The organism is Antarcticirhabdus aurantiaca, assembly GCF_009765365.1.
Classification (GTDB): Bacteria; Pseudomonadota; Alphaproteobacteria; order Rhizobiales; family Rhizobiaceae; genus Antarcticirhabdus; species Antarcticirhabdus aurantiaca.
In genome coordinates this window covers 62,654-76,917 of sequence record NZ_VTOM01000025.1, presented here as the reverse complement: position 1 = coordinate 76,917, position 14,264 = coordinate 62,654, and the positions used below count along the sequence as shown (strand labels likewise).

The following is a 14,264-nucleotide window of genomic DNA, read 5'->3' as shown; positions in this document are numbered from 1 at the left end:
TGTCGCGTTTGACTTGCGCAGAGCTTGTAACCGGAACTTATGAAACCCCGGTGCTTCGTGTGCGCCAGCGCCCCTTCGCGGCAGCCTCGGTCACCACTGTCCTGGACGCTTCGCCATGCGGATGATCAGCGTTGATCTCCACTGCCGATGTCGGAGCCGATCGGCCGTTCCGGATCCTGTGCGATCATCGACTGCCGTACGAGAGAAGCTCTCGCGATCTGTGCGAGGACAAACTTCCGAGTGTTGCAGGTCACCGAAGAGCACGATCGGCTCGTTGCCCTTCGCGGCAATCCGCATTGCGTCGTTTGCAGGCGCAGCCGAACCAATGCGTATGCGGCTAGCGATCAGGCGCCGAAGCGGGCCCAGGGCGCGGCGCGGCGGAGGGCGAGCGGCAGGATCTCGGGCTCGATGCGACGGATCTGGCCGGGCGGGAGGGCCGCGGCGGGAAAGGCTGAGGACTGGGCGACGTGCTCCGCGGCGGCCGGGCGGACATGCGCCTCCTCGGCCGGCGCGCTCGCATCCGCGTCGAGGAAGTGGATGCCGGCGAACATGCCGCGGCGGTAGACCAGCTTGGCGAAGTGGACGGTCTTCTCCTCGCCGATCCGGATGTTGAACTCGCGCGGCAGATGCACGGCCTCGTCCAGCGTCAGGAGCGCGCCCGTCGCCGAAATGTTTCGCACGATGCAGTCGAAGGTGGAGAAGTTGTTGTTGAACAGGATCTTGGCGCGCTTGAGCGTGCGGAAACGCTGCGCCACGCGGCGCTCGGAATCGTCGGCGGCGTCTGAGCCTTCGGGAGAATGCAGAGTCTGAGCCGACATGGCCCGGCCCTCCGTTGTCAGTTCCGGCTCGCCGATTAGATGCGGAGGACATTAAAAGGGCGTGAATCCTGTCGCAGCAACGAAACGGGGCGCCGCAAGGGCGCCCCGTCGTTCGTCGCGATCTGCCGTCAGGCTTAGTTGCGGGCCTTGTCGACCAACGCGTTCGACTTGATCCAGGGCATCATGCCGCGCAGCTTCTCGCCGACCTGTTCGATCTGGTGGGCGTCGTTGTTGCGGCGGATGCCCTTGAAGCGGGCCATGCCGGAGCGGTACTCCTGCATCCACTCCGAGGTGAACTTGCCGGTCTGGATGTCCTTGAGGACGCGGCGCATCTCGGCCTTGGTCTCGTCCGTGATGATGCGCGGGCCGGTGACGTACTCGCCCCATTCGGCCGTGTTCGAGATCGAGTAGTTCATGTTGGCGATGCCGCCCTCGTAGATGAGGTCGACGATCAGCTTCACCTCGTGGAGGCACTCGAAATAGGCCATCTCCGGGGCGTAGCCGGCCTCGACCAGCGTCTCGAAGCCGGCGCGGATCAGCTCGACCAGGCCGCCGCAGAGCACGACCTGCTCGCCGAAGAGGTCGGTCTCGCACTCTTCCTTGAAGTTCGTCTCGATGATGCCCGAGCGGCCGCCGCCGACGCCGCAGGCGTAGGAGAGCGCCAGCTCCAGCGCGTTGCCGGAGGCGTCGCGATGGACGGCCACGAGGCAGGGCACGCCGCCGCCCTTCTGGTACTCGCCGCGCACCGTGTGGCCCGGGCCCTTCGGCGCGATCATGACGACGTCCACCGTGTCCTTCGGCTCGATCAGGCCGAAGTGGACGTTGAGGCCGTGGGCGAAGGCGATGGCCGCGCCGTCGCGAATGTTGGGCGCGATCTCTTGCTTGTAGATGTCGGCCTGGAGCTCGTCCGGCGTCGCCATCATCAGGAGGTCGGATTCCTTCGCCGCGTCGGCGACGGAGAGCACCTTGAAGCCGTCGGCCTCGGCCTTCTTGATCGTCGGCGAGCCCGCGCGCAGCGCGATCACGACGTTGGCGGCGCCGGAGTCCTTGAGGTTCAGCGCGTGGGCGCGGCCCTGGCTGCCGTAGCCGACGATGGCGACCTTCTTGGACTTGATGAGGTTCAGATCGGCGTCGCGATCGTAGTAAACACGCATGGATTTCCTCCGTTGGTTTAACTGTCACCGCCGGCCGGGCGGTCTTGCCCGGCGGCGAAGAGGGTGAAGAACTGTCGAGTCGCGCGGCCCGCATCCCGCTCGATCTCGGTCGGGCTCAGCGAGAGCGGATCGCCGAGCAGGAGGCGGATCTGCACGTCGCGCACCACGAGGCCGAAGAAGGAGCGCGCCGCCGTGTCCGCATCGCCGGCGTCGAAATCGAGGATGCCCGCCACGCGGCCTGCTTCCAGCATCGGCACCAGCCGCGCTTCCATGGCGAGCGGACCGTTGTTGAGGACGATCGCGCCGAGGTCGGCCGCGCGGTCCGTGCCGGCATGGGCGACGGCCAGGCGGTTCAACGCCACGGATGTCTGGCCGCCGAGAACGGTCAGCCATTCCACGGCGAAGCGGTGGAGGCTCGCCTCGAGCGCGTCGCGGGTGGCACGCCCCTCGGGAAGCGGCGTGCCTCGGACGCGCGAGGCCTGATGGCGCACCGTCGCGGTCAGCAGCCCGGCGCGGTCGCCGAACCACTTGTAGATCGTTTCCTTCGAGCAGCTCGCGGCGCTCGCGAGCGAGGTCATGGTCAGCGGGCGGCCTTCGACGATGAGACGCAACGCGGCGTCGAGCACGTCGCGCTGACGCTCCGTCCACTCCCCTGCGCCGCTTTCCACCGCCGACATCCAGCCCCCGGAACAACCGTACCGTACGTTACGGTACGGCTCTCTAGCCGGCTTCGCCGCCGCTCGCAAGCCCCCTGTCGAAGCGACCTATGCCCGTGCGTGGCCGAGGGCGCGCCGGAAGCGACGCACCGTTTCCGCCATGCCGTATTCCAGCGCGTCGGCGGTCAGCCCGTGGCCGATCGACACCTCGGCGAGACCGGGAATATGCCGGACGAGCAGCGGCAGGTTGGCGACCGTCAGATCGTGCCCGGCATTGACGCCGAGGCCGAGCCCGGCCGCAGCGGCGGCCGTTTCGCCAAGCCACGCGGCCTCGCGCTCTGCCCCCGCCGGATCGTCGAAGAAGCCGGCATAGGGACCGGTGTAGAGCTCGATGCGGTCGGCACCCGTCGCTGCTGCCGCCGGCATCGTCTCGGGAAGGGCGTCGGCGAAGAGGCTGACGCGCACGCCCTCTCCCTTCAGCCGCGCGACCACGGGCTTCAGGAGGTCGCCATGCGCGGCAAAGTCCCACCCGTGGTCGGAGGTCGCCTGCGCCGGGTCGTCCGGCACCAGCGTCACCTGTTCCGGCCTCACGGACAAAGCGAGGTCGATGAAGTCGTCGCTCGGATAGCCTTCGATGTTGAACTCGGCCTGCGGGAATTCCGAGTCGATCAGCGCGCGGATCTCCGGCAGGTCGGAGAAGCGGATATGCCGCTGGTCGGGCCGCGGATGGACCGTCAGCCCGTGCGCGCCGGCCGCGAGCGCTTGGCGACCGAGGTCGGTGACGCTCGGCCAGGGCAGATCCCGGCGGTTGCGCAGCATGGCGATGGCGTTGAGATTGACGGACAGTTCGGCGGGCATGGTGGCTCGGCTCCTTTCCGCGTCGGGACCCGATTCGGGACCGCGGCGCCCTTTTAGGCCGATCCGGTCGCCCCGTCAGCGCCCAACTCGCGGCCTCGGCCTTTGGGCGTGTTGACGGAGCCGGTTCCAAGTGTTCCCCTCCCTCCCGATTGGCGGGCACCGATCACGGATCTCGGGAGGATCTTCGTTTATGGGTGGTTCCAAGTTCATTCCGCTCGTCGTGGCGGGCTTCGTCGGCCTGCTGATCGGCTGGCTCATGGGGCCGGACATCGACGACGCGCAGGAGGAGCTGAGCCAGCGCATCGACGCGCTGCAGGGCCCGATCGGCGACGTGTCGACGCGCGTCCAGGCGGTTGAAGGCCAGGTGGCGCAGCTCGCCGCGTCCCCGCCAACCGATCCCGCGGCCGCCGTCCAGCCGCTCGTCGCGCAGGCCACCACCGACCTCGTCGCGCGTCTCGACGCTTTGAACGCCAAGGTCGACGCACAGGCCGGCGCGATGGCGCAGGGGCTCGCCCCGCTCCAGCAATCGGTGGCTGAGCTCGTCACTCGTCCGGCCTCCGCCGGCGGCGCCTTCGAGAGCCTGGCCGGCACCATCGGACCGGGCGGCGCGATCCTTCTCGCCGGCCAGGGGGCCGTGTTCGGCTCGGCTCGCATCCAGCTCGACTCCGTCGAGGGGTCCGGCGCCACGGTGTCGGTCTCGGGCGGCCAGCCGAGCCCGCTGGCCTCCGGCGCGTCCGTCGAGGTCGGCCCGGGCTGCTCGGTGACCCTCGCCGGCGTCGCGGGCCCGGCGGCCTTCCTGAAGCCGGAGGGTTGCGGCGCGTCCGATTCGGCTGCCGCACCGGCGCCCGCCGCCCCGGCCGCTCCGGCGCCTCAGCAGCAGGCGGCGGCTCCGGCCGCTCCAGCCGCTGCCGCGCCCCCCACGGCGGGCGGCGCGACCGCCAGCCTGTCGACCGGTCAGAGCGCGACCTTCGGCTCGACGAGCGTCTTCCTGTCGGGCGTGCGCGACGGCACCGCGACGTTGTTCACGCAGGACGGCGGCCGCAAGCCCGTCGCCGTCGGCCAGTCGCTGGACGTCGGCAACGGCTGCACGGTGACCGTCCAGAGCATCGAGGGCAGCACGGCGACGCTCGCCGCGTCCGGCTGCGACGGCGCCGCGCCCGCCGGCGGATCTGAACAGGCCGCTCCGGCTCCGGCGCCTGCTGCCGCTGCCCCGGCCCCCGCCCCGGCCGCTCCGGCAATCTCTCCCGCCCCTGCTGCGGCGGCGGCTCCCGCGGCCAGCGGCGAAGGCCAGACCGTTCCCGTCGGCGGGACCGCACGGTTCGGCGAATCCAGCGTGTTCCTGTCCGGCCTCATCGACGGCGGCGCCACGCTGTTCTTGCCCGGCGGCAGCCGCCAGTCCGTCCAGACCGGCGGCACGATCGACGCCAACGGATGCACCGTCACGCTCGTCGCCGTCGGCGAAGGCACGGCGACCCTGCAGGGCTGCGGCGACACCGCCGCAGCGTCCGCGGCTCCGGCTCCGGCGCCCGCTCCGGCAGCGGCAGCGGTCGCGGCGCCTGCAGCCGCTCCGGCGCCTGCACCGGCCCCGGCCCCGGCCCCTGCCCCGGCCGCCGCCCCGCAACCGGCCGCGGCGCCTGCTGCCGGTGCTCCCGCCGCGCCTGCCGGCGGCGGCGACACGGCGCAGCTCACCACGGGCCAGACCGCCACCTTCGGTGCCGCGCGGATCTTCGTGTCCGCCATCACCGACAGCGGCGCGACGCTCTACGTGGTGGGGCAAGGTCCGCAGACGGTCCAGCCCGGCGCTTCGGTGGATGCCGGCAACGGCTGCACCGTCACCCTGTCGAGCGTCGAGAACCGCACGGCGACGCTTCAGGCGAGCGGCTGCGCCGCCTGACCAAACGCAACATCCTCCCGGATGAACAGCGAGCGGCGGGGCCTTTCGTCCCGCCGCTTCCGCGTCGCCTCAGCGCACCACAGTCAGCCGCTCGGCGGCGCGGGTGATCGCCGTGTAGAGCCAGCGCTCCCGGCTGTCCTTGAAGGCGAAGCTCTCGTCGAAGAGCACGACGTCGTTCCACTGCGATCCCTGCGCCTTGTGGACGGTCAGGGCGTAGCCGTAGTCGAAGTCGTCGTAGCGCCGCTTCGTCGCCCAGGGCACTTCGGCGTCCGGATCCTCGAAGGCGGATTTGAGGAGCTTGATCTTCGCCGCGCCCTGATCGACGTCGTCCTCGTCGGGCTTCACGATGAGGTTGATCCCCGGCTTCACCGTTTCCGGCGAGGCCGTCATCGCCTTCCACAGGGAGCCGTTGAGGAGCCCCTTCGTCGGATCGTTGCGCAGGCACACCAGCTTGTCGCCGCTCTGCGGCAGCGCGCCCTGGAAGCCCTTCAGCTCGCGCAGGCGCGCATTGTAGCGCCGCCGCGTGCGGTTGGTGCCGACCAGCACCTGGTCGGCCGCCAGCACGCGCTCCGAGTCGATCTCGCGCCGGTCGATGACGTTCGCCTGTCCCCAGTCGCCGCGCTCCAGCGCCCTGCCCTCGCGCGCCTTCATCGCGAGTTCGAGGATCGGGTTGTCGCGCGCCTGCCGGTGGATCTCGGTCAAGAGGAAATCTGGCTCGGCCTCGGTGAAGAAGCCGCCGCCCGAGACCGGCGGCAGCTGGCCGGGATCGCCCAGAACGAGGATCGGCGTGCCGAAGGACAAGAGGTCGCGCCCCAGCGCCTCGTCCACCATCGAGCACTCGTCGACGACGACGAGCTTGGCCTTTGCGATCGGGCTCTGGCGGTTCAGCGAGAAGGTCGGCGACACGCGCGTCGTGCCGCCCGCCTCGTCCTCGACGGTCTCCTCGCCGCGCGGCCGGTAGATCAGCGAGTGGAGCGTGCGCGCGGTTTTCGCGCCTTTCGTGCGCAGCACCTGCGCCGCCTTGCCGGTGAAGGCGGCGAACTGCACGGCCCCGTCGATTCCTTCCGCGAAGTGCTTCGCCAGCGTCGTCTTGCCCGTGCCGGCATAGCCGAACAAGCGGAAGATCGGCTGATCGTCGCGCTTCAGCCACTCGGCCACGGCCAAGAGCGCGTCATCCTGCTGGGGCGAGAACTTCATCGGTCAGGCTATGTCCGTCTGGGCGAAATCGTCGCCCTTGTAGAGGAGGGGCAGGCCGTTCTGCTTGGCCAGCGCGTAGGAATAGCAATCGCCCATGTTCAGTCTCGCCGGATGCCCAGAGCCCTTGCCATAGGCGGCGTGCGCGGCGGCAAGCCCCGGCAGGAGCCCGCCATCGACCGCCAGCACCTCGACTTCGGCGAAGGATACGAAGCGTTCGACGATGCGGCGGGCCTCGTCGACTTGCATCATGCGGGACAAGCCCGAAACCGCCTCGAACAGGCTGACGACGGAACTCGTCCGTCGCGGCGCCGCTTCGATCCTGGCCGCCAGATCCTCGGCGTCCGGCTCACCGGCCAGGATCGCCACGATGGCGGAAGCGTCGATGAACATCAGCCGTCCGCCTGCCCCCAGAGCTCGTCGTAGAAGGCCTTGTCCGGCATCCCTTCGGCCTTGCGCGCTCGCGCAACTTCGTCGACCAGCGGCTTCAACCGCTCCCGCAGCGATAGTCTTTTCCGCTCGCGCGCCAACTCGTTCTCCACTGCGACACGCACCGCCTCGGTCAAGCCAATCCCGCGCCTCGACGCCAATTCGCGAACCAGAGCATCCGTTTCTTCATCACGGATGTGCAAGGCCATGACGCGTCTCCGTGTAGACACTAGGAGCATAGCATCTACACGGATGGAACACAACGGGAACGAATATCACCCGAGCAGCGGCACGATCGAGGCGACCAGCAGCAGCCCCATGACCACGTTGAAAATCCGCAGCCGGGTCTGGTCGGCTAGGAAGCGGCGGAGCGCGATGCCGAAGCCGGTCCAGACGGACACGCTCGGCAGGTTCACCGCCGTGAACACCAGCGCCACGATCACCACCGACAGCATCGGCTGCGCTGCCGAGACGTAGGCACCCATCGCAACGAGCGCCATGGCCCAGGCCTTCGGGTTCACCCACTGGAACGCCGCGGCTTGGAGGAAGGTCATCGGATGGCCGTTCCCCTCGCTCGTCCCGATCCCGCGCGCCGTCGCGACCTTCCAGGCGAGGTAAAGGAGATAGGCGCCGCTCGCGACCTTGAGGGCGAGCGACAGCGCGGGAAAGGCGTGCAGCAACGCTCCGAGCCCAAAGCCGACGGCGAGCAGCAGCACGCAGAAGCCGCCCGCGATGCCCAGCATGTGCGGGATCGTCCGGCGGAAGCCGAAGTTCACGCCCGAGGCCATCAGCATCAGGTTGTTCGGTCCCGGCGTCACCGACGAAGCGAAGGCGAAGCCGACGAGCGCGAGAAAGACGTCGAGGCTCAGCATGGCGCCCGTCCCTCCGTTCTCACATCGGCGCAGCGCCGCGCGCGAGTGCGGCGACGCCCGTCCGGCAGATTTCGACGAGGCCGAGCGGCGTCATGATCGACACGAACTTGTCGATCTTCGACGGCCGGCCGGTCAGCTCGAAGACGAAATGGTCCGTCGAGGAGTCGATGACCTTGGCCCGGAAGACGTCGGCGATGCGCAGCGCCTCGACGCGCTTCTCGCCCTCGCCCGCCACCTTGACGATGGCGAGCTCGCGCTCGATCGGACCCGTCTCGCCGTCGTCGCCGGCCTGCCGCGTCAGGTCCACCACGCGGTGCACGGGCACGATCCGGTCGAGCTGGCTCTTGAGCTGCTCCAGGACGTGGTGCGTGCCGCGGGTCACGACGGTGATGCGCGACAGGTGCTTCTCGTGCTCGGTTTCCGAGACCGTCAGGCTCTCGATGTTGTAGCCGCGCCCCGAGAACATGCCGATGACGCGGGCGAGCACGCCCGGCTCGTTGTCCACGAGGATCGAGAGCGTGCGCGCCTCGCTGCGGTCCTTCTCGGGCGCGATGAAGTAGGCGGAGGCCGGGGGCTGGATGGGCTTGTTCATGGTTTCCGGGAGGCTGACTGGATAGGCGAGCGGTCTGCCCGCGACGGGGATGCGGATCGAAGAGCTTGTTCCGAAAGCGCGAGAGCGCGGCGACGGGATGTCGCCGCGCTCTTCGCTCGCGTCACACCAGCGCCTTGCCCTTGGCGTCGATGGCGGTGGCGACCGCCTCGTCCGTCGCCTCGTCGGGCAGCAGGATCTCGTTGTGCGCCTTGCCGCTCGGGATCATCGGGAAGCAGTTGGCGAGGTTCGCGACGCGGCAATCGAAGAGCACCGGGCGGCGGACCGCGATCATCTCCTCGATGGCGCCGTCGAGATCGCCCGGCTTCTCGCAGCGGATGCCGACGCCGCCATAGGCCTCGGCGAGCTTGACGAAGTCCGGCAGCGCCTCGGTGTAGGAGTGCGACAGGCGGTTGCCGTGCAGCAGCTGCTGCCACTGGCGCACCATGCCCATGTACTGGTTGTTCAGGATGAAGATCTTCACCGGCGCGTCGTGCTGCACCGCCGTCGACATCTCCTGCATGTTCATCAGCACCGAGGCGTCGCCGGCGATGCAGACGCAGAGCGCGTCCGGATGGGCGATCTGCGCGCCGATCGTCGCCGGCAGGCCGTAGCCCATGGTGCCGAGGCCGCCGGAGGTCAGCCAGCGGTTCGGCGCCTCGAAGCCGTAGAACTGCGCCGCCCACATCTGGTGCTGGCCGACTTCGGTCGAGACGTAGGTCTCGCGGCCCTTGGTCAGCTCGTAGAGCCGCTGCACCGCATATTGCGGCATGATCACGTCCTGGCTCGGCCGGTAGGCGAGACAGTCGCGCGCGCGCCAGCCGTCGATCGTGCGCCACCAATCCGTCAGCGCGGCCTTGTCGACGAAGGCGTCGCTCTCGCGCCACGCCTTGACCATGTCCGCCAGCACCCGCCCGACATCGCCGACGATGCCGAGGTCGACGCGCACGTTCTTGTTGATCGAGGACGGGTCGATGTCGATGTGGATCTTCTTCGAGCCCGGCGAGAAGGCGTCGAGCCGGCCCGTGATGCGGTCGTCGAAGCGGGCGCCGACGCACAGCATGACATCGCAGCCGTGCATGGCGAGGTTCGCCTCGTAGGTCCCGTGCATGCCGAGCATGCCGAGCCAGTTGTCGCCGCTCGCGGGGTATGCGCCGAGGCCCATCAGGGTCGAGGTGATCGGCGCGCCGGTGAGCGCGACGAGCTCGCGCAGGAGCTGCACCGCCTCAGGCCCCGAATTGATGACGCCGCCGCCGGAATAGATGACCGGCCGCTTGGCCGAGGCGAGCAGTTCCACCGCCGCGCGGATGCGGCCGGGGTCGCCGTCGAGCTTCGGGCGGTAGCTCTCGTGCGTCTGGTTGGGCGGGGGCGGCGAATAGATGCCGGTCGCGAACTGGATGTCCTTGGGCACATCGACGAGCACCGGGCCGGGCCGGCCGGTGGTGGCGACGTGGAAGGCCTCGTGCAGGATGCGGGCGAGGTCGTTGACGTCCTTCACCAGCCAGTTGTGCTTGGTGCAGGGCCGCGTGATGCCGACCGTGTCGCATTCCTGGAACGCGTCGGAGCCGATCAGCGTCGAGGGCACCTGGCCGGAGATGCAGACGAGCGGGATGGAGTCCATCAGCGCGTCCTGCAGCGGCGTGACGGCGTTCGTCGCGCCGGGTCCGGAGGTGACGAGCATGACGCCGACCTTGCCCGTCGAGCGGGCGTAGCCTTCGGCGGCGTGGCCCGCGCCCTGCTCGTGGCGCACCAGGATGTGGCGCACGGCGTCCTGCTGGAACAGCTCGTCGTAGATCGGCAGCACCGCGCCGCCAGGATAGCCGAAGATGTCCGTGACGCCGTTGTCCTTCAGCGCCTGGACGACCATCTCGGCGCCCGTCATTTCCCGCAATCCGGCGTCGATGCCCATGGTGATCTCCCGTTCCAATCTCGTTCTCGGTCTTCTTGTGAGGGCCCTCGGGATCGGTTCGTGACGGTCGCGGGGGCGGTGCGGGCAACAAAAAAGGGCCTCGTCGGGCCCTTCGGTTCTAGCGCACACGTGGCATCGGCCGGACGGTCCTCAGACCGTCTCGCGTGTGCGCCCCGCTACTACAATAAGCTTCGTCGTCATCATGCCCGCACCTCTACGCCGGCAAAATCCGCGCGTCAACAAGGGTGCGCGTCAGGCGTTTTCGACGTCGATGCGCCGATAGCGCGCCTGGGCGAGGCCGAAGACGCCGAAGGCGACAAGCCCGATCCCCATCAAGGCGAGCAGAACGTGCCCGTAGGGCCAGCCGAGGACGGCGGAGAGCGCGTCCTCCGTTCCCGGCGTCGCGTCGGCGGACAGGCTCGACGCCCCGCCGTAGAGCAGCCAGGCGAGAACGGCGAAGACGAGCCCGCGGGCGACGAGGCCCGCCTGGCAGGTCCAGCGAAGCCAGGGCAGCGTCGACGCCGGCAACACCATGTACTTGTCGAAGCTCGCCCCGAACCCGCGCACGGCGTAGACGATGCCGACGACGAGAAGCAGCGCGGCCACCGCATAGGTCAGCCACAGGCCGAAGCCGGCCTCGAAGGCCATCTTGACCAGGCTTTCATGCGGCTTCTCGCCGGTCGAAGCGGCAAGGCCAAGGGCGAGGCGCCCGGTCGACAGGGCGAGCGCGGCATAGATCGCGGCGCTGAGGATCGAGGCGATGCGAATGACCCAGCCCTTCGCCCCCGAGCCGCGCCGATCGGGATCCATGACGCCGTAGACGATGCGCCAGATGGCGAACCCCGCGAGCGAGGCCGTCAGCGCCCACAGGAGAACGACGCCGAACTGCGCGCCGACAACCGTGCGGATCGCGCCCTCCGTGCCGATCGGCTCGCCGCTCGCCACGGCCGCCCGCAGCGCGAAGCCGCCGATGATGAAGTAGACGACCGCGCGGCCGAGATAGCCGAGACGCGCCAGCGCCTCGATGCGGCTTCCATGCGCCCGCACCATGTCCTTGCCGGCTTCCGTCGTGCTCGTCGCCATGGCCGGTTCGGCTCCCCAGCTGTCGTCCCGCGGAGCAATATGCGTCGCGCGTCGAGCACGGCAACGCTCGGCCGGTCGGCTCGCCCGAGCCGGCTCACGCGCAGACGCGGTCGCGCCCCTGCGTCTTCGCCCGGTAGAGCATCACGTCGGCGCGCTTGAGCACGCCCTCGGCCTCCTCCTGCGCGCCCGCCAGCGCGACCCCGACCGAGGCGGTCACCCTCAAGCGGATGTTGCCCTTGTGGACGACGATCCGTCCGATCGCCGCGCGGATGCGGTCGGCGAAGAGATAAAGAGAGGCCTCCGGCATGTTGGGGACGACGATCGCGAACTCCTCGCCGCCGAGCCTGGCGACCACGTCGTGCTCGCGCGTCCACTCCGCGAGGCACCGGCCCACGCTGCGCAGGACCTCGTCGCCCATGTCGTGGCCGTGGGTGTCGTTGATCGCCTTGAAGTGGTCGAGGTCGAGGACGAGCAGGCCGATCGGACGGCGGATCTGACGGAACTCGATCAGGAACTGCTTGAGCGCCTCGTCGAAATAGCGCCGGTTCTTCAGGCCGGTGAGCGGATCGGTATGGGCAGCCTCTTCGAAGAGGCGCGAGCGCTGGCTCAGCTCGCCGGTCAAGGAATGCAGCCGCCCGCGCTCCCGGCGAATCCGGCGCACCCTCGGCAGCACGACCGTGAGGCCGACGAGGATCGCCGCCCCTTGCACGGCGGCCGCGCAAGCGAAGAGAACGTCCGACCAGGGATGGTCCACATCGACAGCCCAGCCACCCAGCTGGGCCCAGGCCGCGAGCGCGAGCGCGGTCGACACCGCGCAAGCGCCAAGGCAGCCCACCAGCGTGGATTCGGCGATGCTGAACTTCATATCGGACCACGCGGTGCTGGGGACGGCCGGACCACGGGTAGGTGATAGGCCTTACTTCCCTATGGACACAATCTGTCGAATTCAGCTTAAAATTGAGCAACTGAAATAAGTGCGGATGAGTCGTCGACGCGGCGCCATTGCGCGTCGAACTGGTTCCTGAACCACGTTTCCTGGCGCTTGGCGTATGCGCGGCTGCGGGTCTTGGCCGCCTGCGACGCCGCGGCCAGGCTCGTCTCGCCGCGAAGCGCGGCGGCGAGCTCCGAAACACCGATGGCCTTGCCCGCCGTACCTGTCGTCGCGCCCGGCCGTCGAAGAAAAGCCTCCACTTCGCCGAGGGCGCCCTCCTCGATCATCGCGTCGAAGCGCCGGCCAATGGCCTCGCGCAGAGCCTCGCGCGGCGGGGCGATGACGAAGCGCTCGACGCTCGCCCCGTCGAGGAGCGATGGTCCCCGGCGCCGCTGCAGGCGCGACAAGGGAACGCCCGCCGCCTCGCCGATTTCCAGCGCACGCACGATGCGCTGCCCGTCGGTCGGCTGGATGCGCGCCGCGCTGTCCGGATCGCTGGCGGCGAGGCGGGCGTGGAGCGATGCGGCCCCCTCGGCCGTCAGGGCCTCCCGCCAGCGCGCCCGGACCTCGTCCGGCACGGCCGGCATCTCGTCGAGGCCACCGAGAATCGCGCTGAAGTAGAGGCCGGTGCCGCCGACCACGATCGGCAGGCGCTCCTCGCTCCAGGCGGCGGCGAGAACCGGCTCGACCGCTCGCAGCCACATGCCGGACGAGTAGGTCTGCGCGGGGTCGACGTGCCCGTAGAGGCGGTGGGGAGCGCACACCTCGTCCTCGGCGGACGGCCGCGCGGTGACGATGCGCAGGCCGTCATAGACCTGCATGGAGTCGGCGTTGACGACGACGCCGTTGCGGGCTTCGGCCAGGGCGAGCGCCGCGCCCGACTTGCCGCTCGCGGTCGGCCCCGCTATCAGGATCGCCCGCCGCCTGCCCGTCATTCCAGACCTCTCCTCGCCAAGGTGCACGCCATGTTCGTCGCAACGCTGATCGCCTCGCCGCGCGGCGACGGGCTCCCGCCGGATGCGCCGCGCGCGGCCGCCAAGATCCTCGGCGCCGATGCCTCCGCCGACTGGCTCGATCCGGGCTTCGCCTGCGACCTGTTCCTCGACGCCGAACCCGGTCCCGAGGCCCGTGCGACGCTGGCCGCCCTCGCCGCCGACGGGCGCTTCGACGCCGTGGTGCAGGAGCGGGCCGGCCGGCGCAAGAGGCTGCTCCTCGCCGACATGGATTCCACCATGATCGAGCAGGAATGCATCGACGAGCTCGCCGCCGAGCTCGGCCTGAAGGAAGCGGTCGCCGCGATCACCGCGCGCGCCATGAACGGCGAGATCGCCTTCGAGCCGGCGCTGCGCGAGCGCGTCGCGCTCCTCAAGGATCTGCCGATCGACACGATCGACCGCGTCATCGAGACCCGCATCACTCACGCCTCGGGCGGCGCCGCGCTCGTCGCCACCATGTCGGCGGCCGGCGCGCGCTGCGCCCTCGTGTCCGGCGGGTTCACGCTCTTCACCGGGCCGGTCGCCGCCGCCCTCGGATTTCACGAGAACCGCGCCAACACGCTTTTGTCCGAGAACGGCCTCCTGATCGGCCGCGTCGCCGAGCCGATTCTCGGTGCCGAGGCCAAGGTCGAGGCCCTTCTCGACATCTCCGCCGGCCTCGGGCTCACGCCCGCCGACGCGATCGCCGTCGGCGACGGCGCCAACGACCTGCCGATGATCCTGAAGGCGGGCACCGGCATCGCCCTTCACGCCAAGCCCGCCGTCGCGGCCAAGGCGCCGCACCGCATCGACCACGGCGACCTCACCGCGCTGCTCTTCGTGCAGGGCTACAAGCGCGACGCGTTCGCGGCGGGCTGATCCTCGGGAAAACCGGGGACAGCC

15 protein-coding genes and 1 pseudogene are annotated in these 14,264 nt (G+C 69.7%); 3 read left to right on the top strand and 13 right to left on the bottom strand.

Going from position 1 to position 14,264, the window contains the following annotated elements; genetic code table 11:
* Positions 1–161 precede the first annotated feature (161 nt).
* A pseudogene (locus tag FZN60_RS29455) lies at positions 162–294 on the top strand (IS3 family transposase); the annotation flags it as partial.
* 50 nt (positions 295–344) lie between these two features.
* On the opposite strand, the gene FZN60_RS23835 reads toward FZN60_RS29455, so the two are convergent.
* The 4 genes from FZN60_RS23835 to FZN60_RS23820 form a co-directional block, all read right to left on the bottom strand.
* Positions 345–818 carry a PilZ domain-containing protein gene (locus FZN60_RS23835; protein WP_158876013.1) on the bottom strand — a complete coding sequence of 158 codons (474 nt, stop codon included), beginning with the start codon at positions 816–818 and terminating at the stop codon, positions 345–347.
* Between the two features lie 134 nt (positions 819–952).
* Positions 953–1,972 carry a ketol-acid reductoisomerase gene (gene ilvC / locus FZN60_RS23830; RefSeq protein ID WP_158876012.1) on the bottom strand — a complete coding sequence of 340 codons (1,020 nt, stop codon included), beginning with the start codon at positions 1,970–1,972 and terminating at the stop codon, positions 953–955.
* Positions 1,973–1,989: 17 nt separating this feature from the next.
* Positions 1,990–2,649 (bottom strand): TetR/AcrR family transcriptional regulator C-terminal domain-containing protein, encoded by a 660-nt coding sequence (locus FZN60_RS23825; protein ID WP_158876011.1) that lies wholly within the window; start codon positions 2,647–2,649, stop codon positions 1,990–1,992.
* Positions 2,650–2,736: 87 nt separating this feature from the next.
* A complete protein-coding gene (locus tag FZN60_RS23820) occupies positions 2,737–3,486 on the bottom strand; it encodes a pyridoxine 5'-phosphate synthase (RefSeq protein ID WP_158876010.1) in 750 nt (249 codons plus the stop codon).
* A 190-nt stretch (positions 3,487–3,676) separates the two neighbouring features.
* Between FZN60_RS23820 and FZN60_RS23815 the strand changes: the two genes are divergently transcribed.
* A complete protein-coding gene (locus FZN60_RS23815) occupies positions 3,677–5,380 on the top strand; it encodes a hypothetical protein (RefSeq protein WP_158876009.1) in 1,704 nt (567 codons plus the stop codon).
* Between the two features lie 69 nt (positions 5,381–5,449).
* Here the strand turns inward: FZN60_RS23815 and FZN60_RS23810 are convergent, their stop codons facing one another.
* From FZN60_RS23810 to miaA, 9 genes are all read right to left on the bottom strand, one after another.
* A complete protein-coding gene (locus tag FZN60_RS23810; protein ID WP_158876008.1) occupies positions 5,450–6,577 on the bottom strand; it encodes an ATP-dependent DNA helicase in 1,128 nt (375 codons plus the stop codon).
* 3 nt (positions 6,578–6,580) lie between these two features.
* Positions 6,581–6,967 (bottom strand): type II toxin-antitoxin system VapC family toxin, encoded by a 387-nt coding sequence (locus FZN60_RS23805; protein WP_158876007.1) that lies wholly within the window; start codon positions 6,965–6,967, stop codon positions 6,581–6,583.
* Positions 6,967–7,212: a type II toxin-antitoxin system VapB family antitoxin gene (locus FZN60_RS23800; protein WP_158876006.1), complete on the bottom strand. Its 246-nt coding sequence runs from the start codon at positions 7,210–7,212 to the stop codon at positions 6,967–6,969. Before FZN60_RS23800 ends, FZN60_RS23805 begins: the two co-directional genes overlap by 1 nt.
* Positions 7,213–7,278: 66 nt before the next feature.
* Entirely contained in the window at positions 7,279–7,872 is a 594-nt protein-coding gene (locus FZN60_RS23795) for a LysE family translocator (protein WP_158876041.1), read from the bottom strand.
* Between the two features lie 22 nt (positions 7,873–7,894).
* The gene (gene ilvN, locus FZN60_RS23790; protein ID WP_158876005.1) at positions 7,895–8,467 is read right to left on the bottom strand and encodes an acetolactate synthase small subunit; all 573 of its coding nucleotides are present in this window, start codon (positions 8,465–8,467) and stop codon (positions 7,895–7,897) included.
* A gap of 121 nt (positions 8,468–8,588) precedes the next feature.
* Complete coding sequence (locus tag FZN60_RS23785; RefSeq protein WP_369413072.1) at positions 8,589–10,373, bottom strand: acetolactate synthase 3 large subunit; 1,785 nt, start codon at positions 10,371–10,373, stop codon at positions 8,589–8,591.
* Between the two features lie 252 nt (positions 10,374–10,625).
* The gene (locus tag FZN60_RS23780) at positions 10,626–11,456 is read right to left on the bottom strand and encodes a DUF1206 domain-containing protein (RefSeq protein ID WP_158876004.1); all 831 of its coding nucleotides are present in this window, start codon (positions 11,454–11,456) and stop codon (positions 10,626–10,628) included.
* 94 nt (positions 11,457–11,550) lie between these two features.
* Positions 11,551–12,321 carry a GGDEF domain-containing protein gene (locus FZN60_RS23775; RefSeq protein ID WP_158876003.1) on the bottom strand — a complete coding sequence of 257 codons (771 nt, stop codon included), beginning with the start codon at positions 12,319–12,321 and terminating at the stop codon, positions 11,551–11,553.
* A gap of 86 nt (positions 12,322–12,407) precedes the next feature.
* Positions 12,408–13,322, bottom strand: coding sequence for a tRNA (adenosine(37)-N6)-dimethylallyltransferase MiaA (gene miaA / locus FZN60_RS23770; RefSeq protein WP_158876002.1), 915 nt, complete (start codon positions 13,320–13,322; stop codon positions 12,408–12,410).
* 30 nt (positions 13,323–13,352) lie between these two features.
* Here miaA and serB point away from each other — a divergent pair, with 30 nt between their 5' ends.
* Positions 13,353–14,240 (top strand): phosphoserine phosphatase SerB, encoded by an 888-nt coding sequence (gene serB, locus FZN60_RS23765; protein ID WP_158876001.1) that lies wholly within the window; start codon positions 13,353–13,355, stop codon positions 14,238–14,240.
* Positions 14,241–14,264: the final 24 nt, after the last annotated feature.

Coding starts and splice junctions, on each gene's coding strand:
- miaA (WP_158876002.1), bottom strand. CDS start 13,322: ATGACGGGCAGGCGGCGGGCGATCCTGATAGCGGGGCCGACCGCGAGC.
- ilvN (WP_158876005.1), bottom strand. CDS start 8,467: ATGAACAAGCCCATCCAGCCCCCGGCCTCCGCCTACTTCATCGCGCCC.
- ilvC (WP_158876012.1), bottom strand. CDS start 1,972: ATGCGTGTTTACTACGATCGCGACGCCGATCTGAACCTCATCAAGTCC.
- FZN60_RS23810 (WP_158876008.1), bottom strand. CDS start 6,577: ATGAAGTTCTCGCCCCAGCAGGATGACGCGCTCTTGGCCGTGGCCGAG.
- FZN60_RS23800 (WP_158876006.1), bottom strand. CDS start 7,212: ATGGCCTTGCACATCCGTGATGAAGAAACGGATGCTCTGGTTCGCGAA.
- FZN60_RS23775 (WP_158876003.1), bottom strand. CDS start 12,321: ATGAAGTTCAGCATCGCCGAATCCACGCTGGTGGGCTGCCTTGGCGCT.
- FZN60_RS23815 (WP_158876009.1), top strand. CDS start 3,677: ATGGGTGGTTCCAAGTTCATTCCGCTCGTCGTGGCGGGCTTCGTCGGC.
- FZN60_RS23825 (WP_158876011.1), bottom strand. CDS start 2,649: ATGTCGGCGGTGGAAAGCGGCGCAGGGGAGTGGACGGAGCGTCAGCGC.
- serB (WP_158876001.1), top strand. CDS start 13,353: ATGTTCGTCGCAACGCTGATCGCCTCGCCGCGCGGCGACGGGCTCCCG.
- FZN60_RS23805 (WP_158876007.1), bottom strand. CDS start 6,967: ATGTTCATCGACGCTTCCGCCATCGTGGCGATCCTGGCCGGTGAGCCG.
- FZN60_RS23820 (WP_158876010.1), bottom strand. CDS start 3,486: ATGCCCGCCGAACTGTCCGTCAATCTCAACGCCATCGCCATGCTGCGC.
- FZN60_RS23835 (WP_158876013.1), bottom strand. CDS start 818: ATGTCGGCTCAGACTCTGCATTCTCCCGAAGGCTCAGACGCCGCCGAC.
- FZN60_RS23780 (WP_158876004.1), bottom strand. CDS start 11,456: ATGGCGACGAGCACGACGGAAGCCGGCAAGGACATGGTGCGGGCGCAT.
- FZN60_RS23785 (WP_369413072.1), bottom strand. CDS start 10,373: ATGGGCATCGACGCCGGATTGCGGGAAATGACGGGCGCCGAGATGGTC.